The organism is Roseibium aestuarii, from assembly GCF_008477545.1.
Lineage (GTDB): Bacteria > Pseudomonadota > Alphaproteobacteria > Rhizobiales > Stappiaceae > Roseibium > Roseibium aestuarii.
This window is the reverse complement of the sequence record NZ_VORA01000001.1, coordinates 21249-47604: the sequence shown is the minus strand read 5'-3', so window position 1 is coordinate 47604 and position 26356 is coordinate 21249. Positions and strand designations below refer to the sequence as shown.

General features: G+C 65.2%; 26 protein-coding genes and 2 tRNA genes. 6 read left to right on the top strand and 22 right to left on the bottom strand.

What is annotated here, in order from left to right; genetic code table 11:
* Positions 1-71: 71 nt before the first annotated feature.
* Both FR728_RS00260 and cobA read right to left on the bottom strand, forming a co-directional pair.
* A complete protein-coding gene (locus tag FR728_RS00260; RefSeq protein ID WP_149890671.1) occupies positions 72-1475 on the bottom strand; it encodes a cobyrinic acid a,c-diamide synthase CobB in 1404 nt (467 codons plus the stop codon).
* Entirely contained in the window at positions 1472-2356 is an 885-nt protein-coding gene (gene cobA, locus FR728_RS00255) for a uroporphyrinogen-III C-methyltransferase (RefSeq protein ID WP_149890670.1), read from the bottom strand. Before cobA ends, FR728_RS00260 begins: the two co-directional genes overlap by 4 nt.
* A gap of 122 nt (positions 2357-2478) precedes the next feature.
* Between cobA and FR728_RS00250 the strand changes: the two genes are divergently transcribed.
* Together FR728_RS00250 and FR728_RS00245 are read left to right on the top strand one after the other, a co-directional pair.
* Entirely contained in the window at positions 2479-3618 is a 1140-nt protein-coding gene (locus FR728_RS00250) for a cobalt-precorrin-5B (C(1))-methyltransferase (RefSeq protein ID WP_149890669.1), read from the top strand.
* Entirely contained in the window at positions 3611-4372 is a 762-nt protein-coding gene (locus FR728_RS00245; RefSeq protein ID WP_149890668.1) for a cobalt-precorrin-6A reductase, read from the top strand. Before FR728_RS00250 ends, FR728_RS00245 begins: the two co-directional genes overlap by 8 nt.
* Before the next feature lie 74 nt (positions 4373-4446).
* Here the strand turns inward: FR728_RS00245 and ptsN are convergent, their stop codons facing one another.
* The 10 genes from ptsN to FR728_RS00195 all read right to left on the bottom strand — a co-directional run bounded on the left by ptsN (position 4447) and on the right by FR728_RS00195 (position 12893).
* Entirely contained in the window at positions 4447-4914 is a 468-nt protein-coding gene (gene ptsN, locus FR728_RS00240) for a PTS IIA-like nitrogen regulatory protein PtsN (RefSeq protein WP_149892120.1), read from the bottom strand.
* A gap of 98 nt (positions 4915-5012) precedes the next feature.
* The gene (gene hpf / locus FR728_RS00235) at positions 5013-5600 is read right to left on the bottom strand and encodes a ribosome hibernation-promoting factor, HPF/YfiA family (RefSeq protein ID WP_149890667.1); all 588 of its coding nucleotides are present in this window, start codon (positions 5598-5600) and stop codon (positions 5013-5015) included.
* A gap of 268 nt (positions 5601-5868) precedes the next feature.
* Positions 5869-7470 (bottom strand): RNA polymerase factor sigma-54, encoded by a 1602-nt coding sequence (gene rpoN / locus FR728_RS00230; protein WP_149890666.1) that lies wholly within the window; start codon positions 7468-7470, stop codon positions 5869-5871.
* A gap of 72 nt (positions 7471-7542) precedes the next feature.
* On the bottom strand, positions 7543-8352 hold the full coding sequence (lptB, locus tag FR728_RS00225; RefSeq protein WP_188318744.1) for an LPS export ABC transporter ATP-binding protein: 810 nt from the start codon (positions 8350-8352) through the stop codon (positions 7543-7545).
* Between the two features lie 145 nt (positions 8353-8497).
* Positions 8498-9031 carry a lipopolysaccharide transport periplasmic protein LptA gene (gene lptA / locus FR728_RS00220; RefSeq protein ID WP_208998596.1) on the bottom strand — a complete coding sequence of 178 codons (534 nt, stop codon included), beginning with the start codon at positions 9029-9031 and terminating at the stop codon, positions 8498-8500.
* Positions 9028-9681 carry an LPS export ABC transporter periplasmic protein LptC gene (gene lptC / locus FR728_RS00215; RefSeq protein ID WP_149890665.1) on the bottom strand — a complete coding sequence of 218 codons (654 nt, stop codon included), beginning with the start codon at positions 9679-9681 and terminating at the stop codon, positions 9028-9030. Before lptC ends, lptA begins: the two co-directional genes overlap by 4 nt.
* Positions 9682-9759: 78 nt before the next feature.
* Complete coding sequence (locus tag FR728_RS00210) at positions 9760-10380, bottom strand: ribonuclease D (RefSeq protein WP_149890664.1); 621 nt, start codon at positions 10378-10380, stop codon at positions 9760-9762.
* Positions 10381-10551: 171 nt separating this feature from the next.
* Positions 10552-12273: a CHASE domain-containing protein gene (locus FR728_RS00205; RefSeq protein ID WP_188318743.1), complete on the bottom strand. Its 1722-nt coding sequence runs from the start codon at positions 12271-12273 to the stop codon at positions 10552-10554.
* 231 nt (positions 12274-12504) lie between these two features.
* Positions 12505-12591 (bottom strand) — tRNA-Leu (locus FR728_RS00200).
* 215 nt (positions 12592-12806) lie between these two features.
* Positions 12807-12893, bottom strand: a tRNA-Leu gene (locus FR728_RS00195).
* A gap of 186 nt (positions 12894-13079) precedes the next feature.
* Between FR728_RS00195 and FR728_RS00190 the strand changes: the two genes are divergently transcribed.
* A complete protein-coding gene (locus tag FR728_RS00190; RefSeq protein ID WP_149890662.1) occupies positions 13080-14054 on the top strand; it encodes a complex I NDUFA9 subunit family protein in 975 nt (324 codons plus the stop codon).
* A 90-nt stretch (positions 14055-14144) separates the two neighbouring features.
* Here FR728_RS00190 and FR728_RS00185 read toward each other — a convergent pair whose 3' ends face one another.
* Complete coding sequence (locus FR728_RS00185; RefSeq protein ID WP_149890661.1) at positions 14145-14396, bottom strand: YjiS-like domain-containing protein; 252 nt, start codon at positions 14394-14396, stop codon at positions 14145-14147.
* Between the two features lie 144 nt (positions 14397-14540).
* Here FR728_RS00185 and FR728_RS00180 point away from each other — a divergent pair, with 144 nt between their 5' ends.
* Positions 14541-15545 carry a helix-turn-helix transcriptional regulator gene (locus tag FR728_RS00180; protein ID WP_149890660.1) on the top strand — a complete coding sequence of 335 codons (1005 nt, stop codon included), beginning with the start codon at positions 14541-14543 and terminating at the stop codon, positions 15543-15545.
* Positions 15546-15565: 20 nt separating this feature from the next.
* Here the strand turns inward: FR728_RS00180 and FR728_RS00175 are convergent, their stop codons facing one another.
* Complete coding sequence (locus FR728_RS00175; RefSeq protein WP_149890659.1) at positions 15566-16372, bottom strand: undecaprenyl-diphosphate phosphatase; 807 nt, start codon at positions 16370-16372, stop codon at positions 15566-15568.
* A 221-nt stretch (positions 16373-16593) separates the two neighbouring features.
* On the opposite strand from FR728_RS00175, the gene FR728_RS00170 reads away from it, so the two are divergent.
* Positions 16594-17286, top strand: a complete 693-nt coding sequence (locus FR728_RS00170) for a glutathione S-transferase family protein (protein ID WP_149890658.1) — start codon at positions 16594-16596, stop codon at positions 17284-17286.
* Between the two features lie 7 nt (positions 17287-17293).
* Positions 17294-18433, top strand: coding sequence for a tRNA epoxyqueuosine(34) reductase QueG (gene queG, locus FR728_RS00165; RefSeq protein WP_149890657.1), 1140 nt, complete (start codon positions 17294-17296; stop codon positions 18431-18433).
* A 13-nt stretch (positions 18434-18446) separates the two neighbouring features.
* Here queG and FR728_RS00160 read toward each other — a convergent pair whose 3' ends face one another.
* The 8 genes from FR728_RS00160 to FR728_RS00125 form a co-directional block, all read right to left on the bottom strand.
* Positions 18447-18977 carry an RNA pyrophosphohydrolase gene (locus FR728_RS00160; protein WP_149890656.1) on the bottom strand — a complete coding sequence of 177 codons (531 nt, stop codon included), beginning with the start codon at positions 18975-18977 and terminating at the stop codon, positions 18447-18449.
* Between the two features lie 10 nt (positions 18978-18987).
* Entirely contained in the window at positions 18988-20127 is a 1140-nt protein-coding gene (locus tag FR728_RS00155) for a divergent polysaccharide deacetylase family protein (protein WP_149890655.1), read from the bottom strand.
* Positions 20128-20225: 98 nt separating this feature from the next.
* Entirely contained in the window at positions 20226-21566 is a 1341-nt protein-coding gene (locus FR728_RS00150; RefSeq protein ID WP_149890654.1) for a S41 family peptidase, read from the bottom strand.
* Complete coding sequence (locus FR728_RS00145) at positions 21563-23038, bottom strand: murein hydrolase activator EnvC family protein (RefSeq protein ID WP_244304334.1); 1476 nt, start codon at positions 23036-23038, stop codon at positions 21563-21565. Before FR728_RS00145 ends, FR728_RS00150 begins: the two co-directional genes overlap by 4 nt.
* A gap of 230 nt (positions 23039-23268) precedes the next feature.
* Positions 23269-23751, bottom strand: coding sequence for a 23S rRNA (pseudouridine(1915)-N(3))-methyltransferase RlmH (rlmH, locus tag FR728_RS00140; RefSeq protein ID WP_149890653.1), 483 nt, complete (start codon positions 23749-23751; stop codon positions 23269-23271).
* Between the two features lie 81 nt (positions 23752-23832).
* Complete coding sequence (rsfS, locus tag FR728_RS00135; RefSeq protein ID WP_149890652.1) at positions 23833-24243, bottom strand: ribosome silencing factor; 411 nt, start codon at positions 24241-24243, stop codon at positions 23833-23835.
* Between the two features lie 165 nt (positions 24244-24408).
* On the bottom strand, positions 24409-25044 hold the full coding sequence (locus FR728_RS00130) for a nicotinate-nucleotide adenylyltransferase (RefSeq protein WP_149890651.1): 636 nt from the start codon (positions 25042-25044) through the stop codon (positions 24409-24411).
* Complete coding sequence (locus FR728_RS00125) at positions 25041-26321, bottom strand: glutamate-5-semialdehyde dehydrogenase (protein ID WP_149890650.1); 1281 nt, start codon at positions 26319-26321, stop codon at positions 25041-25043. Before FR728_RS00125 ends, FR728_RS00130 begins: the two co-directional genes overlap by 4 nt.
* Between the last annotated feature and the right edge of the window lie 35 nt (positions 26322-26356).

The following is a 26356-nucleotide window of genomic DNA, read 5'->3' as shown; positions in this document are numbered from 1 at the left end:
ACATTCAGAAAAGTTTCTTGTATTTCAGTATCTTACTAACATTCCCGGGTTAATCGGGTTCCCTGCGCAGCTCAAGTTTCCGCCATCATCGGTGTCTTGCGGCCAATGAGATGGGCGAAGGATCCGAGCACATTGGCCCGCCGCAGCCCCATGTCGGGAAGGGCGGTCCCCAGCGCATCGCGCGCCCGGAACAGCCGGTCCGCCTCACCCTCGTGCAGGATGGTGGCATAGTGGAATTCGTGGCCCATCAGCGCTCCATCGTCCTCGTCGCGTGGCTCGCCGGGCCAGACGCCCGGGATCACGGGTTCAAGCTGCCGATATCCCAGATGGCGACGCCGCGCGGCGAAACTGGTGACGAGCGGCAACAGGCCGAGCATGGGATGGGACACGCCCTGCGCATCGATCAGGGCCTCGCCCAGGGTCATGTAGCCCCCGCACTCGCCATAGATGAGGCTGCCCCGGTCCGCGGCCAGCCGGAGGCCATCGCGGAACCGCCCTTTCGCGGCAAGCGGTCCCGCATGAAGCTCGGGATAGCCGCCGGGCAGGAAGATCGCATCGGCCGCCGGGTCCGGCACCTCGTCGGCAAGCGGCGAGAAGAGGCTCAGTTCCGCGCCTGCTGCCTGCCAGCCGGCCAGGAGATGCGGATAGGCAAAGGCAAAGGCCACGTCACGGGCGACCGCGATGCGCTGCCCCGGCGGGGGCAGCAACACTGGCGCCCGGTCAAAGGCCGCGTGAGCCGGCAACGGGCGGGCAATCTCTGACTGGAGCATCGACAGATCGAGACAGGCCGCAATCCGCGCACCGGCTCCTTCCAGAAAACCGTCGAGATCCGGATGTTCCGCCGCCTGCACGAGGCCCAGATGCCTGTCGGGCAGGACCAGATCGTCGGACGCCGGAACGGCTCCGATCACCGGCAGCCGGAGGGGCTCGAGCGCCTGACGCAGCATGGCCTCGTGGCGCGGGCTGGCCACCCGGTTGAGGATGACGCCTGCGACCGTCACGTCGGCGCGGAAGCTGGCAAAGCCATGGACCAGGGCGGCGATGGACTGGGACTGGCGGGCGCAATCGACCACAAGAACCACCGGCAGACCGAGAATCCGGGCGAGATCGGCAGCCGAGCCTTGGCCGGACGCCGCGCCGTCGAACAGCCCCATGGCGCCTTCAACCACGAACAGATCGACCGAGGAGGCACGGATCGCAGTCAGGCCGCGGATCTGTTCCGGAGACATGGCATAGGCGTCGAGATTGACGCAAGGCCTGCCGGTGGCCGCCGCGTGAAAGGCGGGATCGATGTAATCCGGGCCGGACTTCGCGCTGGCAACAGTCACGCCCCGCTGGCGAAAGGCGCGCAGAAGCGCCAGCGTCAGCGTGGTCTTGCCCGCCCCGGAATGGGGAGCAGCAACCAGAAAGCCGCGCGTGCCAGAGGCGAAAACAGGTGTGGGTGCAGATCCGGCGGGGTTCGGCTGAAGCGTCATGCGCTGGAGCGGGTCTTTTCGGCAAGGCCGAGCGGATCGCTGACGAGCTCCCGTCCGCCCAACGCGCCGAGCCAGTCGAGCCCGGCCCGCAGACGCACGACCTCTCCGACACAGACAACCGCCGGAGGGGCCATGTTCGCGTCCGCCGCATCCTCGACACAACGGCCGAGGGTGGTTTCCAGCACGCGTTGATCGGGCAGAGAGGCATTGCAGACGATGCCGACCGGCTCGTCCGGGCTGCGTCCGCCCTCGATCAGATGCCCGGCGATCCCGGCCAGATGCTTCATGGCCATGTACATGACGATGACCTGGGAGCCCTTCGCCACGGAGGGCCAGTCGATGGCACCCGGCATCAGGCCGGTATGATCATGCCCGGTCAGGAAGGTGACGACCTGATTGCAGTCGCGGTGGGTTGCGGGGATGCCCGCATAGGCGAGGCCGCCAATACCGGCGGTGACCCCGGGCACGATGCGGAAGGGCACGCCGGCACTCACCAGACCCAGCGCTTCCTCACCGCCGCGCCCGAAGACGAAGGGGTCGCCGCCCTTCAGCCGCAGCACCCGCTTGCCCGCGCGGGCATAGTCGATGAGCTTGAGGGTGATGTCGCGCTGGTTCGGGCTCGGCTTGCCGCCGCGCTTGCCGGCATAATCCCGGATGGCGCCGGGCCGCGCCCACTCCAGAATGCTCTCGTCGACGAGGGCGTCATAGACCACCACATCGGCCTGCCGCAGGCCGTTCAGCGCATGCAGGGTCAGCAGCCCCGGATCCCCGGGCCCGGCACCGGTCAGCCAGACCCAGCCCGGCTCGAAGGCGGGCAGGGACGCCGGCAGCCCAGGCGACGCACGGACATCAGACGGGGTGGGGTGATCAGCAGCACTCATGACCCGATTTTTAGCCTCCCGCATCCGGCACGCCAAGCGCCAATTGCCGCAGTTGTTGACGGGACCGGAAGCTCTGCACGAAAACCCGCTCTCCGCGCCGAAATTCCGGATATAACAAGCGGATGGACCGCGACACTGCACACGATCCCAAGCCGGCCGAACTGCGGCGGGGCTGGACCACGGGCGCCTGCGCCACCGGGGCGGCCAAGGCTGCATTCACGGCGCTGCTGACCGGCGCGTTTCCCGATCCGGTGGAGATCAGCCTGCCGCGCGGCGGCACGACCCATTTCGCCCTCGCCTGCCATGAGATCGCCGATCATGAGACCACCGGTCCTGAGTTTGGGGGTTCCACGGCCATGGCCGGGATCATCAAGGACGCGGGCGACGATCCGGATGTCACCCATGGCGCCATGGTTCGGGCAAAGGTGAGGCGGCTTCCGGCGGGATCCGGCATCCGCTTCCGGGCCGGCCCCGGGGTCGGCACCGTGACACGTCCCGGCCTGCCCATCCCGCCGGGGGAACCGGCCATCAACCCGGTGCCGCGCGCCATGATGGAACTGGCGCTGATGGACGTCGCCGTCCGCCACGGTACCCATGCGGATGCGGAGATCACCGTCTCGATCGACGACGGAGAAGCGCTGGCGCTGAAGACCATGAACCCGCGGCTCGGCATCCTTGGCGGCCTGTCGGTTCTCGGCACCACCGGGATCGTGCGGCCGTTCTCCTGTGCCGCCTGGATCGCCTCCATTCACCGGGGGATCGATGTCGCCCGTGCCGGCGGCCTGACCCACGTGGTGGGCGCCACGGGCGCGACCTCGGAGGAGGCCGTGGCGACGCGCCACACGCTGGACCCGGCGGCCTATCTCGACATGGGCGATTTCGCAGGCGGGCTGCTGAAATATCTGCGCGAACATCCGGTGCCCCGCCTGACGCTCGCCGGGGGCTTTGCAAAGTTCACCAAGCTGGCGCAAGGGGCGCTGGATCTTCACTCGGCCCGCTCCCGCGTCGACTTTGCCTTCCTGCAGGATCTTCTGCGGCATGCGGACGCGAGCGCGGCGCTGATCGAGGCCTGCGGATCAGCCAACACGGCCAAGGAAGTGCTGGACCTGTCACTGGCCGAAGGGCTCGATCTGTCAACGCCCCTTGCCGCAGCCGCAAAAGATGCGGTGATGAACCTCCTGCGCGGAGCCCCCATCGATGTGGAAGTGCTGATCGTCGATCGGCAGGGCGTCATCACGGGCGAGGCGAGCTTCGATGGCTGAGCCGCGCGTGCTCGTTCTCGCCGGCTCCCCGGAAGCCCGGCGGCTGGCCGCGCTCCTCGAAGAGCGCCATCCGGACTGGCATGTGACCCTCTCCTATGCCGGGGCGATCTCCGCGCTCGCCCCGACCGGTTACCACATGCGCATCGGCGGGTTCGGGGGCGTGGACGGGCTCGTCGACTGGCTTAGGCGGGAGCAGACAAGCCTTGTGGTGGACGCCACCCATCCGTTCGCGCGGCAGATGACCCGCCATGCGGCCGAGGCCTGCCGGGTTACCGGTTTGCCGCTTCTCAGACTGCTCCGCCCAGCCTGGGGGCCAGAGGCGGGCGATGACTGGACCGAGGTTGCCTCGACCGGGGCGGCCGTCGATCTTCTTCTCGGGCTTGAAGCGCCACGGCCGTTTCTCGCCATCGGCCGGCAGGAAGTCGCGCAGCATGTCGGCGGCCTTGCGCATCTGGCGTGCGTGTTGCGCAGCATCGAGGCACCGGATTTTGCCCTGCCCGACGGCTGGACCTGGCTTCAGGGACGCCCGGACCTTTCCGAAGAGGCCGAGCGCAGGCTGCTGGCCGATCACGCGGTGACCCATGTGGTGACGAAGAACAGCGGCGGCACAGGGGCGGCTGCCAAGCTGGTCGCCGCCCGTCAGCTGGGCCTGCCGGTGCTGATGATCGCCCGACCGCCCGAACCGGACATGCCGCGCGCCGAGACCGCCGAGGAGGCGGTGAATGCGATGCTCCGCATCCTCGCGCCAGTCTGAAGACAGCAGATCGGCACACATGAAAAAACCCCGGACAGGCCGGGGTTTCGTCGATCATCTCTGAAAAGGTCGGGTCAGGCCGCGTTGGACGAGGACAGCGGCTGGGTCAGCAGCTCATAGATCTCCGCCTCGTCGCGGGTGTTGCGCAGCCCTTTCACGACGGACCCGTCGCGCAGCTGGCGCGCAATGCGGGCCAGAGCCTTCAAGTGATCCGCGCCGGCGCCTTCCGGAGCCAGGAGCAGGAACACCAGGTCCACCGGCTCGTCATCAAGGGCGTCGAAATCGATCGGCTTTTCCAGGCGGGCAAAGAAGCCGATCAGCCGGTCAAGCCGGGTCAGCTTTCCGTGCGGAATCGCGATGCCATGCCCCACCCCGGTGGATCCAAGCCTTTCACGCTGCAGGAGAGTGTCGAAAATCTCGCGTTCGGAGAGGCCGGTCAGTTCTGACGCCTTGGCTGCCATTTCCTGAATTGCCTGCTTCTTGCTCTTGGCCTTCAGGTCGGCAACCACTGCCTCTTTCGAAATAAGATCGCTCAGATCCATCATCATGCCTACGTTCACAGAGTATCGGTCTTGCCCGAGGTCATCCGGCAGCCCATCCAGGCGCCGGAGTCTTTCAAGCAAGACCGGTACCACTTCCTTTAGTTGGCGGACTTTTCCGCCAAGAGAGCCGGATCAATCCAGCCAACGTTTCCGTCTGCGCGGCGATAGACGACATTCACGCCGCCATTCGCCGCATTCTTGAACAGCACCACCGGTGCTTCGGTCAAGTCCAGTTCCATCACGGCCATGCCGACCGTCAGCGTCCGGATCTTCGCCGAAGTCTCGGCGATCACCAGCGGGCTGAAGTCCGCAGGCAATTCCTCCTCGTCCTCGGTCGAAGCCAGGACGTAGGAGGCGACATCAACAGCCTCACGGCCGGAGCCGTTGTGGGTGTGATGGTCCTTGAGCTTGCGCTTGTAGCGGCGCAGGCGCTTTTCGATCTTGTCCGCGGCCTGGTCAAAGCTCGGCCTCGGATCGTGGTCCTGGGCAGAGGCCTGAAGCACAATGCCCGTGTCGAGGCGAAGAATGCATTCGGACTTGAAGCCCGCGCCTTCCCGGCTCAGCGTCACGTGTCCGTCGAATCCGCCGTCGAAATACTTCGACAGCGCATCCTCAATACGATCGGTCACGTGCGTCCGCAGCGCATCTCCTACGTCGACGTTTTTTCCCGAAATCCGCAAAGTCATGGGGACCTCTTATTCTCGTTAGGACCAAAAGGCCGCCGGGTTTCCCGGCGTCGAAGACAGGTCATGCCTTCGTCCTACAGAATGGACCACTCGGCGCAGAAGCGCCATCCCCTCGTCTCACGTCACTTGCGGGCGGTCGTATACGCGAGGATGGCGGCGCCTGTCAACGCAGCCGGGAAAATCGCGGAATTCCGCGTTGTTTTCCACGACGGAACAACTCGAATGGCGGCTTCGAAACTCTAGGGAAAGAAAACAGAAAATCAGGGACTTAACGCCGCACCCGCTTCTCTCGACGGCGCTGCACCGACGAGGGGATGTGCATGGCTTCGCGATACTTCGCCACCGTGCGCCGGGCGATATCGATGCCGTCGTCGTTTAAGATTTTGACAATCGTGTCGTCCGAAAGGATGGCATCGACCGATTCCGCGTCAATCATCTGACGAATGCGGTGACGGACAGCTTCGGCGGAATGGGCATCGCCGCCGACGGTTGCGGAAATGGCGGAAGAGAAGAAATACTTCAGCTCGAAAATGCCGCGCGGGGTCATCATGTACTTGTTGGAGGTCACGCGGCTGATCGTGCTCTCGTGCATGCCCACCGCATCGGCAACGGTCTTCAGGTTCAGCGGCCGCAGGTGGGCGATGCCGTAGGTCAGGAACCCGTCCTGCTGGCGCACGATCTCGCTGGAGACCTTCAGGATGGTCTTCGCCCGCTGATCCAGGCTCTTGACCAGCCAGTTGGCAGTCTGCAGGCAGTCGGTGAGATATTCCTTCTCGCCATCCTTGCGGGCCGTGCGCACGACGCGGGCATAATAGGTCTGGTTGACGAGCACCTTCGGCAGGGTCTCGCTGTTCAGCTCCACCGCCCAGGAGCCGTCGTTGGCCTGACGCACCAGCACATCCGGCACCATGGCCTGGACCGGCGCACCGCCGAACCGCCGACCGGGGCGCGGGTCCAGCGCCTTGATCTCGGTCAGCATGTCCTGAAAGTCCTCGTCATCGACCCCGCAGATGCGCCGAAGCGCCGGATAGTCATGACGACCCAGAAGCTCGATGTTCTCGATGAGAGCCTGCATGGCGGGATCGAAGCGGTTCTTTTCCTTGAGCTGAAGGATCAGGCATTCGGCCAGGGACCGGGCGAAGACGCCCGCCGGCTCGAAGGACTGGAGCAGGAGAAGCACCGCCTCCACATGCTCGGCCGGAACGCCGAGCTGATCGGCGACCTCAGCCAGATCGTCATGCAGATAGCCGTTCTCGTCGAGAGAATTGATCAGGTGCTGGGCGATCAGCTTGTCCAGCGGATCGGAGACCACGAGATGCATCTGGTCTTCCAGAACACTGATCAGCGTGTCGTCCTGGGCGACAAAGGCCTCGAGATTGTAATCCTCGCCGAGACTGCCGCCGGAGCCGGTGCTGCGGAAGGCCTCTCCATCGCCGCCCGCCGCGCCGGGGGCCGCAGGGGTGGAGACGCCCGGGTCATCGGGGAAGACATTGCCGAGATCCGTGTCCATGCGGCTGGCGATCTGCTCGGCCGCCGGCTCCAGATCCCGCTGCATCCAGTCCTCGGCGGAGGACTCGAAGGTGCCGCCGTCGGAAAAGCCTGACGTCTCGGAAAACTCGCCGCTGTCGCCGTAGCTTTCGGAAAAATCGTCGGCATAGTCACCGGAAGACGCCTCAGCGCCGTCGGAGCCCGCGTCTGCACCGCCCTCCCCCTCGCCCTTCTCGAGCAGGGGATTGCGTTCCAGTTCCGCATCCACATAGGCGGAGAGATCCAAGTTCGACAATTGCAGGAGCTTGATCGCCTGCATGAGCTGCGGCGTCATGATCAGCGACTGGCTTTGCCGCATTTCCAACTTGGGGGAGAGTGCCATATCCCTCGGGTGTCGCCTTGCTTGAACTGGGTTGGTCCGCTTCTTGCTTATACCCTAACGGACCTGATGTCATCAAAGCGTAAATTGTTCACCCAGGTAAAGGCGGCGCACGTCCGGGTTGGCGACGATCTCGTCGGGCTGACCTTCGGTCAGCACTTCACCGGCCGCGATGATATAGGCCCGATCGATGAGGCCGAGGGTCTCGCGCACATTGTGATCGGTGATCAGCACGCCGATCCCGCGCTGGGTCAGATGGCGCACGAGATGCTGAATATCCCCCACCGCGATCGGATCGATCCCCGCGAAGGGCTCGTCGAGCAGCATGAAGGCCGGCCGGCTGGCCAGGGCACGGGCGATTTCCACGCGCCGCCGCTCACCACCCGACAGGGCGATGGAGGGGGACTTGCGCAGGTGCGTCAGGCCGAACTCTTCCAGCAGCTCGTCGAGCTGTTCCTGGCGGCGGCGGCGGTTGGGTTCAACCACTTCCAGCACCGCGCGGATGTTCTCCTCCACGCTCAAGCCGCGAAAGATCGAGGCTTCCTGCGGCAGATAACCGATACCGAGGCGTGCGCGCCGGTACATGGGCATGGTGGTGATGTCGAAATCGTCGAGGGTGATGCGGCCCTGATCCGGGCGGATCAGACCGGTGATCATGTAGAAGGTCGTGGTCTTGCCCGCCCCGTTGGGGCCCAGAAGACCGACGGACTCCCCCGGACTGACCGACAGGCTTACGAATTTCACCACCTGACGGCGGCCGTAGGTCTTGCCGATGCCCTCCACGACCAGCGCACCGAGACCCGGTTCGCCCGTGACAGCCCCATGCCCGCGGGAGCCGGCCTCTTGCGGGTTTGCGCCGTTCGAAGGAAGGGAGAAGAGTTTCACCGGTGAGACAGTCCGTCTTGGGGCGGAGAATCCGCGTCGTCAGAAAGGCCGCACACTAGGCGGCAAGGGTTAAGAAAAACCGCCCGGGCACGTGCCCGGACGCAAAAAGCGCTGTCCCTGCGAGGGCGGGGAGCCCCCCTCGCGGTCAGTTGCCCTGAACGCTGCGCGGCTGGATGAGCACCTTGACCCGGCCTGTGGACGGAGCCTGCAGGTCGGCCTTGCCGGTCTTCAGGTTGACCGTCAGCTTGTTGCCCACGACCACGTTCTCGCCCTGGCTCAGAACAACCTTGTCCCCGGTCATCACCATGATCTGGCGGTCCATGTCGAAGGAGGCCTCGTCACCGGTCGCCGTCTGGTCCTTGGAGGAAATATAGACACGGCCACGGGCTTCCAGGCGGGAGATGCTCTGCTGCACGTTTCCGGCCGCGGAGCCCGCATAGAACACCACGAGGTTCTGGGTCTTGAGCTGGGACTCACCCTGGCTGACGACCACGTTGCCCGTGAAGGTGGCGCTGTTGGACTTGTCCTGCACCTCGAGGCTTTCAGCCTCGATCTGGATCGGCTCCGCATCGTTGGAGCCGAACCCGGCAAAGGCGTTGGAGAAGGTCTGGGCGGAAGCCGGCGCGAGGCCTGCGAGCATCAGACCGGTGGCAACGACTGCAAAGCGAAACAGCTTCATTCCTGTTCTTTCTCCTGAAGGGCCGAGTTCAGAACCATGCGGATGCCATCGGTGAAGCGGACAATGCCCTTGTCCTGATCATAATCCAATTGTCCGGCACGTATATGCCCCTTGTCGGAGCGAATTGAAATGGGGTCGGACGTGCGCATCGCCCCGGTCTTCAGGTCGATGGCCACGTCGGTCAGGTCGATGGTGTAACCCTCGGACCAGGAAACCTGAAGCCCATCATAGAGCGTCAGCGTTTCCTCGCCATTGTCATAGGTGCCCTTGAGTGCGGTGAGCTGTGCACTCTGGGACGGATTGAGCACAATATCCGCATGGATCGTCTCCAGATCGATCACGCGCGGATCGGACAGGCGCTGGATGGCCCGGACGGCGGAAACCTTGTAGGAGCGTTCGCCGTCATGGCCGGAGAGTTCCGGCCGGTCCATCACCAGCCCGTCCGTGGAGAGGCTGATGTTGCCGAGGCCGAGACTCGACAGATAATTGAACACGGCAATGAGCCCGACCATGCCGGCGAGGATCGCAAGACCGGTCAGGGGCAGAAGCACGCGCAGAACCCGCACCCAGCGGGAATGCCGCCGGGCTCGCTTCTGGGCCGAGGTCTCGCCGCCGGTCCGATGTCGGGTCATGGGGGATGCTGCCGTCATTCAGGGGGTCCTGCCCGCAGCCTGCGCCGGTCCGGGAGATCCGGGGCCAACAACCCCGGACGCCCGACCCGGACGGGCTCAGGTATGCGCGAAGATGTCGGTCTCTTCCCAGCCGTTCAGGTCGAGTGCGGCACGGGTCGGCAGGAAGGCGAAGCAGTTCTCGGCGAGTTCCACCCGGCCTTCGCGGATCAGCATGGTTTCCAGCTTTTCCTTCAGCGCATGGAGATGCAGCACGTCGGAGGCGGCATAGGCGAGCTGGGCGTCGGAAAGGGATTCAGCGGCCCAGTCCGAGCTCTGCTGCTGCTTGGAGACTTCCACCCCCAGCAGCTCCTTCAGATTGTCCTTGAGGCCATGGCGATCGGTGTAGGTGCGCACAAGCTTCGAGGCGATCTTGGTGCACCAGACCGGCGTCACGTCGATATCGAGGTTCTGATAGAGAACCGCCACGTCGAAGCGCGCGAAATGGAAGATCTTGGTCTTGTCCGGGTCTTCCAGCAGGGCCTGAAGATTGGGAGCGCTTTCCTGATCGCGGTCGATCTGGATCACGTCCGCAGTGCCGTCGCCGGGGGAAATCTGAACGACACAGAGCCGGTCACGGTGGGGGTTGAGGCCCAGGGTCTCCGTATCCACGGCGACTTCACTGACCGAGGCGTAGTTGGAGAGATCCGGCAGATCGTTCTTGTGATAGCGAATGGTCATGGGACGGAGCAGCTCCTTCACGCCCGTCACAACCGGCTCTGCCGGGCTCGGGCCTCTCGAATGGTTATCGGGTTGAGGTAGAGCATGTCCGGGGGTCGCGCAAGCACCGGCGCTTCACATGGTTCTGAAAACGCAACCATGTGATCAAGGCAACCGGTTGAGTTGCGCCGCTCAGATCAGCCGGTCCAGCGGGAATTCCAGGCGAATGCGGGTCTCGCTTTCGTCGATATCGCGGGTGAGCGACCCGCCGAGCTCGTGGTTCACGTTGAGCTCGATCAGACGGGAGCCGAAGCCCTGACGCTTCTGCTGCGGCACGGGGGCACGCTCGCGGCGTTCCTGCCAGTCGATCACCAGCTTGCGCTCGGCCCCCTTGCCCTCGAAGGTCCAGGTGACGGAGAGGTTGCCCTCCGGCCCGGTGACGCCGCCATATTTCAGCGCATTGGTCGCCAGTTCATGGAACACCAGACCCAGCGCCTGGGTCGCCGTCTCGTTCACGTCCACCTCGGGACCGCGCAGGGCGTCGGAGGCGATGTCGTCGCCCAGCACCTGGGAGACTTCCGCGCGCAGAAGATCGGACATGCGCGCCTTGGACCACTGGGAGCGGGTGAGCATGTCCTGGGCATTGGCCATGGCCAGCAGGCGTCCCTGGAAGGATTCGACGAAATCCTCGAGACTTTCCGACCGGGCGGCGGCCTGACGGGCCATGGCGCCGATGCGCGCGATGGCGTTCTTGAGACGATGCTTCATTTCCTGAAGCATCAGGTCCTTTTCCTCCAGGCTGCGCCGGTTGGCCCCGGCGAGGGCGCGCGCAGTGATCACCGCCCGGAAGAGCGCGTGGGTCATGAGCGCAGCGCAGACGGCCAGCAGGATTACCGCAACGCCCATGCCGTAGACCGGGTAATAGCGCTCCGGATCGGAGAAACGGGAGGTGGGATAGATGGTGAAGAGCCAGTCGCGGCCGGCCACCTTGGCCTTGATCTCGGCCCGGATCCGATCAGCCTTTTCCGCTTCCTCGAACCCCTCGGTGCGATAGAGCGGCAGACGCTCGCCCTCGGACACATCCATCGTGTCCATGACGATCGGCAGATAGGGACCGGTCTCCAGCGCAGCCTCATGCAGATCGCCCGTGCGGAAGGGCGCGTAGATGAAGCCCGCAATCTCCAGACCGTCCGGTCCGCTCAGGGGGCTCATCAGCCCGTCGTCGCCATCGGTCGCCGCATCGTCCTCGGGCTTGCGCTCGGGCAGCGGCGCCTCCACCTCGCCATCCGGCAGGGCGGAGAGCTCCACCGACTTGTACCAGGGGAGATAGACGAGGAAGCCGGTCTGCTTCACGTCGGTGATTTCCTGCACCAGCATCAGCGGCGCAGTGGCCACAGGCTCACCGGTGAGCACCGCCTTTTCCATCGCCGCGCGGCGGCGCGGTTCGGTGGCCATGTCATAGCCGATGGCCGCGATATTGCGCTCGGTTGCCGGCTCGAGCAGCACGATGGCAGTGCGCAGGTTGCCGACCGGCTCGGGCCAGACCTTGCGATCCACACGATAGGTCTCGGCGATCTGCGCCTCGACCTGAGCCTGATTGTCCGGCGTGACGACGCGGGCAAAGCCGATGCCCTGGACGCCGCGGTAACGCCCGTTCAGATCCAGACCGGCGGCGAAGGAGCGGAAGGCTTCCGGGCTTACCTGATCATGGACGGCCGTGAAGAGGGCCTTGGTCGACTGGAGAAGGGAAAGATGCTGTTCGGCGCGCGCGGCAACGCGCAAGGCAGCCTCGTGGGCATAGCCCTTGAAACGGGCTTCTTCTGCCAGGCGCAGATTCTCATGGTACGACAGCGTCGCCCCGAGGCCGATGATGGCCACCAGGGAAAACACCAGCGGTGTGATCAGCCGGTACATAATCTCTCCGCCACGGCGGACTCCCAGCGCCCTGCCCCGATGAACATTTGCCATCCAAGCACGGCAGGCCCGAAATCCGCAAGGGGATTCAGCAGGTTCAGCCGCATCATTCCGCCGCAGAGAAAACGGCCCGCCTGTCGGCACGAGGCAGTTGGCACCACCCCCTGAAAACGAAAAAACCGGCCTGAAAGGCCGGTCTTTCGTGTCACCTCGATGCTATTCGAGGAAACTTGGTGCCCAGGAGAGGACTCGAACCTCCACGCCCTTGCGAGCGCTAGCACCTGAAGCTAGTGCGTCTACCAATTCCGCCACCTGGGCTGTGAGAGGAGCTTCTAAGGACGTGCGCGGCGCTTGTCAATTTCCCAGTTGGAAAATTTTCAAACCCTCTTTCGGCAGTGGATAACCGGGGGCGTCCGACCTCGCCAGAACGATCGTTCAAGGCTGGCACACGGCCTAGACACGCAGTCTGAAAACGAAAAAACCGGCCTGAAAGGCCGGTCTTTCGTGTCACCTCGATGCTATTCGAGGAAACTTGGTGCCCAGGAGAGGACTCGAACCTCCACGCCCTTGCGAGCGCTAGCACCTGAAGCTAGTGCGTCTACCAATTCCGCCACCTGGGCTGTGAGAGGGGCTTTTAAGGAGGCTCCCGAGCCTTGTCAATCGAATTACGACAAATTCTTTTCGCCATTCTCCGAGCCCGGTGGAGAACCTCTTCACAGGGGGCGGCCAAAGGGCTAAGAGACTGGAAGAAACTGCCGCTTTCCGCGCGGCGGACCATATTCAGGACGCGATTAGAGGCACCCGCCATGACCTCGGTTTACAATGGAAAGCTCGTCACCGTCTTCGGAGCCTCCGGCTTCATTGGTCGACATCTGGTCCAAGCCCTTGCCCGGCGCGGCTACCGCGTGCGCGCCGCCGTGCGCCGTCCGGACCTTGCCGAATATCTGCAGCCCATGGGCATGCCGGGCCAGGTGATGCCGATCCAGGCGAACCTGCGCTACCGCTGGTCGGTCGAGCGCGCAGTGCAGGGCGCGGATGCGGTGGTGAACTGCGTCGGCATTCTGGCGCCCTCCGGCAAGCAGAGCTTCGACGCGGTGCAGGCCTTCGGCCCGCGCGCCATCGCAGAGGCGGCCCGCGCAGCCGGTCTTTCCGCCATCACCCATGTGTCCGCGATCGGTGCGGATGCGGCATCCCCGTCCGCCTATGCCCGCAGCAAGGCGGAAGGTGAGGCGGCCGTGCGCGAGACCCTGCCCGACAGCGTCATCCTGCGCCCTTCCATCGTGTTTGGACCGGAAGACGACTTCTTCAACAAGTTCGCCGGCATGGCGCGCATCGCCCCTGCCCTGCCGCTCATCGGCGGCGGCGAGACCCGCTTCCAGCCGGTCTATGTCTGCGACGTGGCCGAGGCCATTGCCAAGGCCGTGGACGGCGACCTGAAGGCCGGCGCGACCTATGAACTGGGCGGCGCGGAAGTGCTGAGCTTCAAGGAATGCCTTGAAATCATGCTCCATGTCACCCGCCGCAAGCGCCCGCTGCTGCCGATCCCCTTCGAGGTGGCCACCGTGATGGGCAAGATCATGCAGCTGCTGCCCGGCGCGCCGCTGACCGCAGACCAGGTCGCCCTGCTCAAGTCGGACAACGTGGTGTCCGAGGAGAAGATCAAGGAAGGTCTCACTCTTCAGGGGCTGGGCATCGAACCGCGCACCCTGGCTGCGATCCTGCCGACCTATCTCGACCGGTTCCGTGAACATGGTCAGTACGACGCCCATCGCCTGGCGTAACGGCGACCCCACAGTGAAATGCGAAAAGGGCGGCCCGGGCCGCCCTTTTTTGTGTCGCACGCCAATCCCCTTGCCCACGCGGCGCCTGAATCACGGGCGCCGGATTCGGCTTTCCGCCAGACCCTGCCATGCGGTCGTATCTGTGCGTTCGCGATAGGTGCTGCCGCAACGGGCAAGGCCGATGTCGGACAGCATGCGCTCGTCGAGACGGTCGAGCGAACGGCGGGTGCGGCGTTCCCGGAGCCAGTCAGATAGGGCGGCAGCAAGAAACCTGAGCGCCCTTGCGATCAAGGCCAGCAGCGCGGGACGGCGGCGCAGCGAGGACGTTTCGAAAAAGGTCATGGGTCATCTCCTGATTGGGTCCGGTAGCCGTTCCACCGGGGATAACCGCAGACTGACAGGCCATACCTGACAGCAGAGAGTCAGGTATGATCGGCGAGTTTCGACCAGACCCGATTTTTTCTCAGCCCGCTCGCGGATCGCGCCATGAATTCCATCGAACGTGCCCTTGCCATCCTGCTGCTGCTAACCGGCGGACGCCTCGTCAGCGCGGCCACCCTCGCCGAACGGTTCGAGGTCTCGCTGCGCACGATCTACCGGGACGTGGACCGCCTGATTGCCCTCGGCATTCCGGTCGAGGCCGAGCGCGGGGCAGAAGGGGGATACCGGCTGGCGAAGGACTATCTGCAGCCGCCGGTCGCGCTGAACCGCCGGGAGACCGCCGCCCTGCTGACCACCCTCGCCCTGGTTCGAAGCCTGCGCACGCTGCCGCTCAAGTCGGATCTGGATTCGGCCGAACGCAAGCTCATTGCCAGCCTGCCGCGCCCGGTGCTGGCACTGCTGGGCGACGCGGAGCGGGTGATCGGTATCGAGCCCATACCGGCGGACATCTTTCACGCCGCAACCCGGGCCGAGCCGACGGAGGACTGGCAAGCGGCTCTGGACGGGTTCATGGTCGGCCTGCTGGAAAGCCGCGCGGTGCGCTTCGACCATCACAATCCGGCCCGACCGGCGCCACGCCCCCACGATGTGGAGCCGCACGGCGTGCTGTTCGACCGGGATCTCTGGTATCTGGCCGGACGGGACCGGGACAGCGGCGAGATGAAGATCTATCGCGCCGACCGGATCCGCAACGTGGAGGTCAGCGGTTTCCGCTTTCGGCCCGATCCGGCTTTCCGCATCGCGGATCTGCTGGGCGGAGCGTGGCTCTCGCAGGCCATGCGCCGGTGGGAGCAGGAGGGCCCCAGCAGCCGCATCCGCATGAGCCGCGAACAGGCGTCGCGGCTGACCCAGGACTGGTATTATCGCCACGCGTCCCTTGTGGCCGACGGCCCAGACCACATGATCTTCAGCCTGCCTAGCGTCCTGCCCTCGCAGATCCTGCCGCTGGTGCGGTGGCTCGGTCCGGACGCGGAGCTGCTGGAACCGGCAGAGCTCCGGGCGCAGATGGCCTTGGACCTTCAGGAAATGGCCCGGCGCCACGGGGCGTAACCCCGGCGCCGGTTGCGTGCTCAGCCGAGAAGATAGAGCCCGGCGAATCCGACCAGACCGACGAAGATGCGCCACCAGGCAAACGGCGCGAAGCCGTGGCGGGTGACGAAGTTCAGCAGGCCGCGCACCACGAAGACCGCCGCGATGAAGGAGGTGACAAAGCCGATGCCGATCAGCATCGCGTCGTCAGCCGACAGCACATCGCGGTTCTTGTAGAGGTCATAGGCGAAGGCGCCGACCATGGTGGGCATGGCAAGGAAGAACGAGAATTCGGCCGCCGACCGCTTGTCCGTGCCCATGAGAAGCGCGCCGGCAATGGTCGAGCCGGAGCGCGACACGCCCGGCACCATCGCCAGACACTGGCACAGGCCGATCTTGAGGCAGAGGCTCAGGGGATATTCGGTCACGTCGTGATAGCGCGGCGTCAGCTTCATGCGGTCGATCCACAGAAGCACGATGCCGCCGAGAAGCAGGGTGGAGCAGATCAGCGCCGGGCTTTCGAACAGCACTTCCTTGATGAAACCGTGGGCGAAGACGCCGATCACGGCCGCCGGCAGGAAAGCGAGCAGGATGCCGAAAACGAATCGGCGGCTGCCGGCACTGCTCGGCAGGCTGATGGCCAGATTCCACAGGCGGGCGAAATAGACGGTGAGGATGGCGAGGATCGCGCCGAGCTGGATCAGCACCTCGAAGGTCTTGCCGGTGCTTTCGAAGCCGAGAAAATGCCCGAGAAGGAGAATGTGACCGGTCGAGGAGACGGGGATGAATTCCGTCAGACCCTCGACGATCCCGAGGATGAAGGCGTTGACGATCGTCTGATCCGGCATTCCGCTGCTCCCTGTCCGCCCTGGCGGGTCTTGGTGGCACCCGCCGGTGGCTTGCCGCCCGGTTCCCCGGTGGGCCCATGATGTTCGCAGCCGCAGTTAAATGCCTGCCCGGGCGCATTTGTCAAAGGCTTGATAACCAAGGTTGCGCCACAATTGCCCGATATGGGCCGCACCAAGGCCTTCCATCCTGCTGCAGCAACCCCAGTCGCGTTCAGGCGTCAATGTACACGCTCTATCACCACCCGTTCTCCCCCGCCTCGCGCTTCGTCCGTCTGATCCTGCGGGAATACGGGACCGAATATGACGAGAAGACGCTGCACCCCTGGGAGCGTCCGCGCGAGCTGCTGATGCTGAACCCGGCCGGAACGATCCCGGTTCTGGTGGAAAACGATGGCCCGGCCATCTGCGGACCCTACCCGATCATGGAATATCTGGATGAGACCCGCGGCTATGCCATGGGCGACCGGCGCCTGATGCCGGATCATCCGGCGCTGCGGGCGGAATGCCGCCGGCTGGTAGACTGGTCGCTGACCAAGTTCGACAACGAGGTCGTCGGCCATCTGGTGCGCGAGCGCATCTACAAGCAGACCATGCCCAAGTCGGCAGGCGGCGGCGAACCTGATTCGGCCGCCCTGCGCGTCGCCCGTGCGAACATCCATCATCACATGAAATATTTCGGCTATCTGGCGGCCTCGCGGCGCTGGATCGCGGGCGAGAACCTGAGCTTCGCCGATTTCGCCCTGGCCGCCGAGCTGTCCTGCGCCGACTATCTGGGGGAAGTTCCCTGGCAGACGGAGGACAACGTCAAGAACTGGTACGCGCGGGTGAAGTCGCGGCCCTGCATGCGGCCTCTCCTGGGAGAGAAGATCCTGGGCATGCCGGCCAGTGCCACCTACGCCGACCTCGACTTCTGATCCGCCGATGAGCGGATCCCGGCAGACAGAGCGCCTGCTCGGCGGGTTTCGCGACAAGGCGCAGGCGCTGGGGTTCGACGACCTTCGGATCCTCGATGCCCGCGCCGTGCCCGATCAGCTGCGGGAGCGCCTGAGCGACTTCGTCGCCAAGGGCCATCATGGCGACATGGGCTGGATGGCCGAGACCCTGGAACGCCGCGCCAGCCCCACGAGCCTGTGGCCGGAAGCGCGCAGCGTCATCATGCTGGCGATGAACTACGGACCGGAGGACGATGCGCTTGCCCATCTGGCGGCGCCGGAGACCGGTGGCATCTCCGTCTATGCCCGCAACCGTGACTATCACGACATCATCAAGGGACGGCTGAAGGAGCTGGCCAGCTTCCTGGTTTCGCGCGGGGGCGGCGACGTGAAGGTCTTCGTCGACACGGCGCCGGTGATGGAAAAGCCGCTGGCGGCCCTCGCCGGTCTCGGCTGGCAGGGCAAGCACACCAATCTGGTGTCGCGGCGCCTGGGCTCCTGGTTCTTCCTCGGCTCGATCTTCACCACCCTCGAGCTTACCGTCGACGACGCGGAGCGCGATCACTGCGGCTCGTGCCGGGCCTGTCTGGACAGCTGCCCGACGCAGGCCTTTCCCACGCCCTATCAGCTCGACGCGCGCCGCTGCATCTCCTATCTCACCATCGAACACGGCGGACCGATTCCGGTCGCCTTCCGGCAGGCGATGGGAAACCGCATCTATGGCTGTGACGACTGCCTGGCCGCCTGTCCCTGGAACAAGTTCGCCAGCACGGCCCGCGAGGCCAAGCTTCAGGCGCGCGAGGATCTCAAGGCGCCGCGTCTTGACGATCTGCTCGCCCTTGACGACGCCGCGTTTCGGTCGCTGTTCTCCGGCTCACCCATCAAGCGCATCGGGCGCAACCGCTTCCTGCGCAATGTGCTGATCGCTGCAGGCAACTCGGACGCAGCCCCCCTCCTGCCGAAGGTCCGGGCGCTGCTTGCCGACGAGGCGCCGCTGGTGCGGGCGAGCGCCGTATGGGCCCTCTCCCGGCTTGTCCCGCTTGCGGAGTTCGCAGCCGCCCGCGCACAGCACCTGCCGCACGAGGACGACGCCATGGTGCGCGCCGAATGGACGGGAGAAGCCGCCTGAGACGCCGGCCGGCTCAGGCAGTCAGGTGGGCGAAGGCCTCGACAACCTGACGGTAGACGTCCCGCTTGAAGGGAACGATGAGACCGGGAAGGTTCTCCGCCCGCTCCCAGCGCCAGGCGCAGAATTCCGCCTTGTGGCCTTCCGGCGGCTGCAGGATGTTGACCTCGTCCTCATCCCCCTCGAACCGCAGGGCATACCACTTCTGGGCCTGACCGCAGTATTTGCCCTTGCGGGTATCGGCCACGATCTCCGGCGGATAATCGTATGTCAGCCAGCTGTCCGTCTCCGCCAGATAGGAAACGGAGCGCATGGAGGTTTCTTCGTAGAGCTCGCGGAAGGCGGCCAGACGCGGGTCCTCGGAGGGATCGATCCCGCCCTGCGGCATCTGCCAGGCATATTCGTAGTCGGAGGCACCTGCCCCGTCATCGCGCTTGCCCGCCCAAACAAGGCCTTGCGCGTTGAGCACCATAATGCCGACGCAGGGACGATAGGGGCGGCCTTCCTTGGGCGCAGGAAAGCCGGGCAGCAGGGTGTCTTTGCTCACTGGGGATCTCTTATCGATCGATCGTTGCACTGACGGGGACCAGCATCAGGCCCCGTTCTTCAAGGTCGCGGCTCCAGGCTTCCAGCAGGCGCACGGTGACCGGCAGGGCGGAGGCGGAGGCCACCGCAACGCCACGGGCGCGGGCCACGCCTTCCAGCTGCAGCAGCTTGGCGTTGATCTCGTCCTCGCGGGGGACGGCGTCCAGGACCACATCCACACCGCTGAAGGGGGTACGGACTTCGGCCGCCACCTCCCCCGCCACACTGCGCGAGGAGGAGCCGTCATCGACGAACATCAGCCCGCGCTTGGTCAGGTTTTCGAAAACATACTGAAGGGAGGGGCGCGTGGCCATGAAGCGCGCGCCCATGTCGTTGATCACGCCGACGTAGTTCGTCACGCGGGTGAGCAGCCAGTTGAACCGGTCCGCCATTTCCTGCGGGGTAAGGCTCACGAGAAGCGTGTGCGGTCCCGGATCATTGTCCGGGAAATCATAGGGCTCCATTGGCATCTGGAGCAGAAGCTCGTGGCCCTTCTCGCGGGCCTGCTGCATCCAGCGGTCCAGGTTCTCGCCATAGGGCGCAAGGGCCAGGGTCACGTCGGCCGGCAGAAGCCCCAGGGCGCTCTCCGTGCCCGTCTGGCTCAAGCCCATGCCGCCGACGATGATCGCGATGCGCGGCACGGAATGATATTCGCTGACGACCGGCCGGGCATAGACATCCAGCGGACGAATGCCATCGTCGCTGACCGCCGGCAGATAGCCATAGGCCGAGCGCTCGACCACGCGCGGATCCGGGTTGATCAGATCGACGCGGGTGATCTCGTTCTGGCCGGCGTGTTTCTGGAGATCATAGCGCGGCCCCAGCATGTTGGAGGCCGCGTCGGGTCGCAGGTTCGGACCGAGGGCGCCATCTTCGAGCGTGGGACGGATCTCGACCACCTCGATGTCGCGCTGGCTGAGGCCGGCGATATCGGTCCCCACCGGCACCATGGCGATGGGCTCGCCGCCCAGCGGGTCATCCACCACGAGCATCCAGACGAGACCGGTGGTCAGCACCACGCTCAGCAGTCCGGTCCCGATCAGGCCGAAGGGCAGACGAAGCAGACGCCGCTTGCCAAGACCGAGAGGTGCCGTGAGATCTTCGCTCGCCATGGGGTCCGTTCAGCCCTGCGCTGGAGGAGTGGAGTCAAAAGGGCTCCGGGAGCCTGCCGTGCCAGTGGCCGACAGGTCTCCCGGAGCCCGGCAAGCGTTTACTGCGCGCTGTTGGCTGCCTTGGCGCCAATCGGCGGGAAGGCGCTATCCACCTTCTTGCCGCGCAGCAGGTCGAGAGCCAGGTTCAGCTGGGTGTCGTCCTTCGGGTCGGCAGGCACATAGGCCTGGCTGCCGGACCCCTCACCCTCTTCACCCTCGGCCTCCAGGTGACCGCGCAGACCGGCTTCACCCCGGGTCTCGGTAGTCTTGCCCTTCAGTTCCTCCGGCAGTTCCTGCAGGGACTCGATGTCCGGCACGATGCCCTTGGCCTGGATGGAGACACCCGACGGCGTGTAGTAGCGCGCGGTGGTCAGGCGGATTGCTCCGTTGGCCCCCAGCGGGATGATGGTCTGGACCGAGCCCTTGCCGAAGGACCGGGTGCCGAGCACGGTCGCCCGACGGTGATCCTGCAGGGCACCGGCGACGATTTCCGACGCGGAGGCCGAACCACCGTTCACCAGCACGATGACCGGCTTGCCCTCCGCCAGATCGCCGCTGCGGGCGTTGTAGCGCTGGGTTTCCTCGGCATTGCGGCCGCGGGTCGAAACGATCTCGCCACGCTCCAGGAAGGCGTCGGACACGGCAATCGCCTGATCCAGAAGACCACCCGGGTTGTTGCGCAGGTCGACGATGTAGCCCTTGAGCTTGTCGCCATCGATCTTGGAGGTGATTTCCTCGATCGCCTGGGAGACGCCGTCCATGGTCTGTTCGTTGAACTGGCTGACGCGGATGTAGCCGACATCATCCTCTTCGCGCCAGCGCACCGAGCGGATGCGGATCACGTCGCGGGTGATGGTCAGTTCGATCGGGGCATCGGCGCCTTCACGAATGACGCTGATGATGATGTCGGTGCCCACCGGCCCGCGCATCTTTTCCACCGCGTCCTTGAGCGTGAGGCCCTGCACCTGCTCGCCGTCGATTTCGGCGATCAGATCGCCTGCGAGAACCCCGGCGCGGAAGGCCGGCGTGTCATCGATCGGGGAGACCACCTTCACGAGGCCGTCTTCCATGGTGACCTCGATGCCAAGACCGCCGAACTCGCCACGGGTCTGCACCTGCATGTCGCGGAAGTTCTTCGGCGACAGATAGCTGGAATGGGGATCCAGCGAGGTGAGCATGCCGTTGATCGCGTTCTCGATCAGCTGCGCATCATCGGGCACCTCGACATAATCGGAGCGCACGCGCTCGAAGATGTCGCCGAACAGATTGAGCTGACGGTAAGTGTCAGACGCCGCGGCATTGGCCTCGACGCTCATCCGGAACGGCAGTTGCGACAGGGTCGTGACTGCCGTCGCCCCCATCAGAGCGCCGACAAGCAGCAGAGAAGCTTTCCGTATCATCCGCGAGCCTTTTCCTCTTCTGTGCGGACCCACCAGGGCGTGGGATCGATCGCACGTCCGTCTTTTCGAAATTCAACATATAGGATCGGCTGCGTGGAGCCAAAACCGATTGTTGAGGCACTGGCCCATTTGGTCGTGCCCATGACGCCGACCGGTTCCCCGGCAAGGACGAACTGTCCCAGTTCGGCGTCGATTCGATCCATCCCGGCGAGCAACACATGGTATCCCCCGCCGGCGTTCAGGATCAAGAGTTGGCCGAAGGAGCGGAACGGGCCGGCATAGACCACCCATCCATCCGTCGGGCTTGTGACCGGAGATCCGGCGCGAACCGCGAGAGATTGCCCCTCGCTCAGGCTGCCGAAATCATCCGCCTGTCCATAATCGCGGATCATTTCCCCGGCAATCGGCCGGGGCAACTGGCCGCGCATGTCCGCAAAGGCCACTGCCGGCGCAAGGCGTCCGGGATCCGCGAACGGATCCTGCGCGCGACGCGGACCCGTTCTGGCTAGCTCTTCAGCCTTGCGCGAGGCTTCCGCCGCCGCACGGGCCGAGGCGATTTCATTCTCCAGCGACGCGATCAGCCCCTGCAGGGACTTGGCCTGAGCTGCCAGCTCCTCGGCCTTGCGCCGCTCATCCTCCAGCACGCCCGCCGTCGTCTGCCGCTCCTGGCGCTTGGCGCTGAGCAGCAGTTCGAGACGGGATTTTTCTTCCGCCAGACTGGTGGCATCGCCGACCAGCCGGGTCTTCTCATCCGCGATCTCGCCCTTCAGCCGCGACAGGGCCGCGAGATCGGTGGCAAGCGCTTCCATTTCCACCCGCAGCTCCGGCATGACCGCATTGAGCAGGATGGCGCTGCGCACGGCCTGCAGGGCCTCGGAGGGATGGACGACGAGGGCCGGCGGCGGACGGCGACCGATCCTCTGCAATCCGGCCAGCACCTCCGCCAGCACGCCGCGCCTCTCGAACAGGGAGGCCCGGACGGAATCCTCGTTTTCCTCGAGCCGCACGAGCCGGCGCTCGGTGTCGCTCAGGGCCGTGTCCAAGGCCTTGATGCGATCGGCGGTGACCAGGATCTTGCCGTTGAGGCTTTCCCGGTCGCGATCGATGAGGGCAATCTCGCGCTCGATCTCGCCCTGACGCTCGGCGGAAACGGTCAGGCTGTCGCTCAGGGCGCGCAATTCGTCCTCGCGCTGCTTCTTGAGCTTCTGCGCCTGCTCGACCGGGGAGAGATCCGCGCTGACAGCGGTGGCTTCTCCGGCTTCCATGGAGGCGTCGATGGCATCTTCGATAGTGTCGGTCGCCCGGGCCTGCATCGGCAGCGCGAACAGGCCTGCAAGCAGCAGGATGAGGCAGGCGGACATGTCACGGCGCAGGGAGAAACGGCGCACGATCCGGCGCGCTCCCCTCGTCAGCGGATCTCTCGTCACCCCAAGGCGACGGGTCCGGCCGGTGCCCGACATGGATTGCATCATCCCCCTTCGATACCTATCCCATCGTTAAGGAACCGTTCACCTAATGGGCAGCAGACGCCCACACGCGCGACCTTCCCCATGTTCCCTGCCCTACGACAGGATGGGTGCGGGACGACGAGGATGGGAAACTAGCGGCAGATTGCGGCGAGATGCAGGCGCGGGGGTCTGGCAGGTCTCCCCAGGTGATTTGCCGGGAAAGCCCTTCGCGACTTGTCAGATCAGGCGATCCACTACTCTCGGTGGTAAGGATGGCCGGACTGGATGGTGAGCGCGCGGTAGACCTGTTCGGCGAGGAGAATGCGCGCGATCTGGTGGGGCCAGGTCATGGCGCCGAAGGCGAGCTTCAGGTCCGCCCGATCCAGAAGCTCCTGGCCGTGTCCGTCGGCCCCGCCAATGGCGAAGGCGATTTCCGGCACGCCTTCCATCTTCCACCCGTCGATGCGGTCAGAGAACTGGGGGCTGGTCAGGGTCTTGCCATTCTCGTCGAGCACGACGAGACGGGCGCCGGGAGACAGCAGGGCGAGAAGCGCACGCGCTTCCTCTGCCTTGCGGTCTTGCGGCTTGCGGGCAGGGCTTTCGGCAAGCTCCCGGACAGTCACGGCCGTGACCCCGAGCGCGCGGCCGATCTTCTGCGCCCGGTCAAGATACCGGTCGAAGAGGTCCCGCTCGGCGCCGGACTTCATGCGTCCGACGCAGGCAATCGTGATGCGCATGCTGTCCCTGGCCGGAAAAACTCCGGCGCCTCTTTGCTCTGGAACTCGGCCAGGGCCGCCCTGCTCGGTTCCGCCGGGGTCTCAGACCACCAGGTGCGGCGTGCTGTCCTCGTCGGGCGCCCACATCTTCTCGAGATTGTAGAAGCCGCGGACTTCCGGACGGAAGACATGGATCACCACGTCGCCGGCGTCGATCAGAACCCAGTCACAGGTGGACAGGCCCTCGACATTGGCATTGCCACCGCCGGCGGTCTTGATGTCGCGCAGCAGGTGATCGGCAATGGCGCCGACATGACGGTGCGAACGACCGGACACGATCACCATGTAATCGGCCAGGGAGCTCTTGCCGGCAATGTGAAGAGAGACGATGTCTTCGGCCTTGCTGTCATCCAGGCTGGCGAGGACGGTATCGAGCAGATCCCCCGGCTCAAGAGCGCCGGTGGGGGTCTGGAGGGGAGTGGACTCGGGAGTCCGCCCGCTTTCAAAGGTCATGGTCAGGTGTTTCTGCCTTTTCAACTGTGTTGCCCGCCGGTCTGTTTCGCGACTCGGCCCGGCGGCTTGACCCTTACCCCGGTCGTCTGAGCGACCAAGGGCAAGAATACCCCTGCCCTCCTGTCCTTTTCAAGACAGCGACCCGGCAAGGGCTCTCACTTTACGTTACGGCTCCTGTCGCCGCCGCAGTTCGGTGGACGATGTTTCGTCCAGCGGGCCACGCAGAAACGTCCAGGCAGGCGCCCGGAGTTCCGGCAGGCAGGCCGCATCGCTGTCGTCGATTCGCGACGTGCGATAGGCCTGGGCCATCGGCGAGGACAACACCGAGAGGGAGGCGTCCGGACGGTCGATGACCGCCACGGGCACGGTTTCCACGATGGTGCGCCAGTTCTGCCAGCGGTGGAAACCCGCCAGATTGTCCGCCCCCATGATCCACACGAAGCGGAGCGAAGGGCGCTTGCGACAGAGCTGCCGGAGCGTCTCTGCCGTGAAGGAAGTGCCGAGGGCCACCTCATGCGCGGTGACATGCATGCGCGGGTGGTTCGCCAGGGCGGCAGTCATATGGATGCGCCGTTCCAGCGGCGCAAGCTCCGTCTTGTCCTTCAGCGGATTGCCGGGTGTCACCAGCCACCACACCTGATCGAGGCGCAGACGACGGAGCGCGGTCATTGCCACCAGACGGTGTCCGGAATGGGGCGGGTTGAACGACCCTCCGAAAATGCCGATCCGGTTGCCCGGCTCGGCATGGGGCAAGCGCACCCAGTCCGGCAGGGCCGCCGAAGAGCCAGCGGCGGAGATCATGGGCGCGTCTGCCCCTCGCCGCGCAGCTGATACTTGAAGCTGGTCAGTTGTTCAACACCCACGGGGCCGCGGGCATGCATGCGACCCGTCGCGATGCCGATCTCCGCCCCCATGCCGAACTCGCCGCCATCGGCAAACTGGGTCGAGGCATTGTGCAGCACGATGGCCGAATCGACGGTCGCGAGGAAGCGCTCGGCGGCCGCCGTGTCCTCGGTCAGGATGCAGTCGGTGTGACCCGAGCCATAGGTGGCGATATGGGCCATGGCCTCGTCCTGGTCGTCGACGACCTTCACCGAGAGGATCTTGTCGAGATATTCGGTACGCCAGTCCTCCTCGGTGGCCGGAACCAGATCCGCCCCGATCCGGCAGACGGTTTCGTCGCCCCGGATCTCGCAGCCCTTTTCCTCAAGCGCCTTGAGGATCGCGGGAAGGTAGCTTTCGGCCACGTCGCGATGGACCAGAAGGGTTTCCAGCGCGCCACAGATGCCCGTGCGGCGCAGCTTGGAATTGACGATGACCGGCAACGCCTTGTCCAGATCGGCGGCACGGTCGAGATAGATGTGCACCAGGCCCTCGAGATGGGCGAAGACGGGCACCCGTGCATCCGCCTGGACGCGGGCCACGAGGCTCTTGCCCCCGCGCGGGACGATCACGTCCAGATTGCCATTGAGGCCCTTCAGCATTTCGCCCACGGCAGCGCGATCGGTCACCGGCACGACCTGAATGCAATCCTCCGGCAGGCCGGCGGCCTTGAGGCCCGCCTTCAGCGCGGCGTGGATCGCCCGGTTGGAATTGATCGTGTCAGAGCCACCGCGCAGGATCACCGCATTGCCTGCCTTGAGGCAGAGCGCCCCGGCATCGGCGGTCACATTCGGGCGGCTTTCATAGATGACGCCGATGACACCCAGCGGGGTGCGCACCCGGTCGATCCGCAGGCCGTTGGGCCGCGTCCAGCTGGCGATCACGCTTCCCACCGGATCCGGCAGGGCCATGATGTCTTCCAGCGCCTCGGCGATTGCCTCGACGCGGGCCTCATCCAGCGTGCCACGGTCTAGGAACGAGGCCGGCTGGCCGTTTGCCTTCATCGCCTCGATATCGAGCGCATTGCCGGCGAGGATCTCCGGCGTCGCGGCCCGCACGGCCCGGGCCATTTCGGCCAGCGCTCGGTTCTTCTGCTCGGTTGGGGCAAGGCCGAGAACCTGTCCTGCGGCGCGGGCACGCTTGCCCATGTCGGCCATCAGTTCCGTCAGGTTTTGGGGTTCGACCTTGTCCAGCATCACTCTCGTCTTTCGCTCGTGTGCGCAGGGGCCAT

Excerpts from the sequence above, each read along its gene's own strand:
- FR728_RS00260 (WP_149890671.1), bottom strand. The coding sequence starts at position 1,475 with ATGACGCTTCAGCCGAACCCCGCCGGATCTGCACCCACACCTGTTTTC.
- cobA (WP_149890670.1), bottom strand. The coding sequence starts at position 2,356 with ATGAGTGCTGCTGATCACCCCACCCCGTCTGATGTCCGTGCGTCGCCT.
- FR728_RS00250 (WP_149890669.1), top strand. The coding sequence starts at position 2,479 with ATGGACCGCGACACTGCACACGATCCCAAGCCGGCCGAACTGCGGCGG.
- FR728_RS00245 (WP_149890668.1), top strand. The coding sequence starts at position 3,611 with ATGGCTGAGCCGCGCGTGCTCGTTCTCGCCGGCTCCCCGGAAGCCCGG.
- ptsN (WP_149892120.1), bottom strand. The coding sequence starts at position 4,914 with ATGGATCTGAGCGATCTTATTTCGAAAGAGGCAGTGGTTGCCGACCTG.
- hpf (WP_149890667.1), bottom strand. The coding sequence starts at position 5,600 with ATGACTTTGCGGATTTCGGGAAAAAACGTCGACGTAGGAGATGCGCTG.
- rpoN (WP_149890666.1), bottom strand. The coding sequence starts at position 7,470 with ATGGCACTCTCCCCCAAGTTGGAAATGCGGCAAAGCCAGTCGCTGATC.
- lptA (WP_208998596.1), bottom strand. The coding sequence starts at position 9,031 with ATGAAGCTGTTTCGCTTTGCAGTCGTTGCCACCGGTCTGATGCTCGCA.
- lptC (WP_149890665.1), bottom strand. The coding sequence starts at position 9,681 with ATGACGGCAGCATCCCCCATGACCCGACATCGGACCGGCGGCGAGACC.
- FR728_RS00210 (WP_149890664.1), bottom strand. The coding sequence starts at position 10,380 with ATGACCATTCGCTATCACAAGAACGATCTGCCGGATCTCTCCAACTAC.
- FR728_RS00205 (WP_188318743.1), bottom strand. The coding sequence starts at position 12,273 with ATGTACCGGCTGATCACACCGCTGGTGTTTTCCCTGGTGGCCATCATC.
- FR728_RS00190 (WP_149890662.1), top strand. The coding sequence starts at position 13,080 with ATGACCTCGGTTTACAATGGAAAGCTCGTCACCGTCTTCGGAGCCTCC.
- FR728_RS00185 (WP_149890661.1), bottom strand. The coding sequence starts at position 14,396 with ATGACCTTTTTCGAAACGTCCTCGCTGCGCCGCCGTCCCGCGCTGCTG.
- FR728_RS00180 (WP_149890660.1), top strand. The coding sequence starts at position 14,541 with ATGAATTCCATCGAACGTGCCCTTGCCATCCTGCTGCTGCTAACCGGC.
- FR728_RS00175 (WP_149890659.1), bottom strand. The coding sequence starts at position 16,372 with ATGCCGGATCAGACGATCGTCAACGCCTTCATCCTCGGGATCGTCGAG.
- FR728_RS00170 (WP_149890658.1), top strand. The coding sequence starts at position 16,594 with ATGTACACGCTCTATCACCACCCGTTCTCCCCCGCCTCGCGCTTCGTC.
- queG (WP_149890657.1), top strand. The coding sequence starts at position 17,294 with ATGAGCGGATCCCGGCAGACAGAGCGCCTGCTCGGCGGGTTTCGCGAC.
- FR728_RS00155 (WP_149890655.1), bottom strand. The coding sequence starts at position 20,127 with ATGGCGAGCGAAGATCTCACGGCACCTCTCGGTCTTGGCAAGCGGCGT.
- FR728_RS00150 (WP_149890654.1), bottom strand. The coding sequence starts at position 21,566 with ATGATACGGAAAGCTTCTCTGCTGCTTGTCGGCGCTCTGATGGGGGCG.
- FR728_RS00145 (WP_244304334.1), bottom strand. The coding sequence starts at position 23,038 with ATGATGCAATCCATGTCGGGCACCGGCCGGACCCGTCGCCTTGGGGTG.
- rlmH (WP_149890653.1), bottom strand. The coding sequence starts at position 23,751 with ATGCGCATCACGATTGCCTGCGTCGGACGCATGAAGTCCGGCGCCGAG.
- rsfS (WP_149890652.1), bottom strand. The coding sequence starts at position 24,243 with ATGACCTTTGAAAGCGGGCGGACTCCCGAGTCCACTCCCCTCCAGACC.
- FR728_RS00130 (WP_149890651.1), bottom strand. The coding sequence starts at position 25,044 with ATGATCTCCGCCGCTGGCTCTTCGGCGGCCCTGCCGGACTGGGTGCGC.
- FR728_RS00125 (WP_149890650.1), bottom strand. The coding sequence starts at position 26,321 with ATGCTGGACAAGGTCGAACCCCAAAACCTGACGGAACTGATGGCCGAC.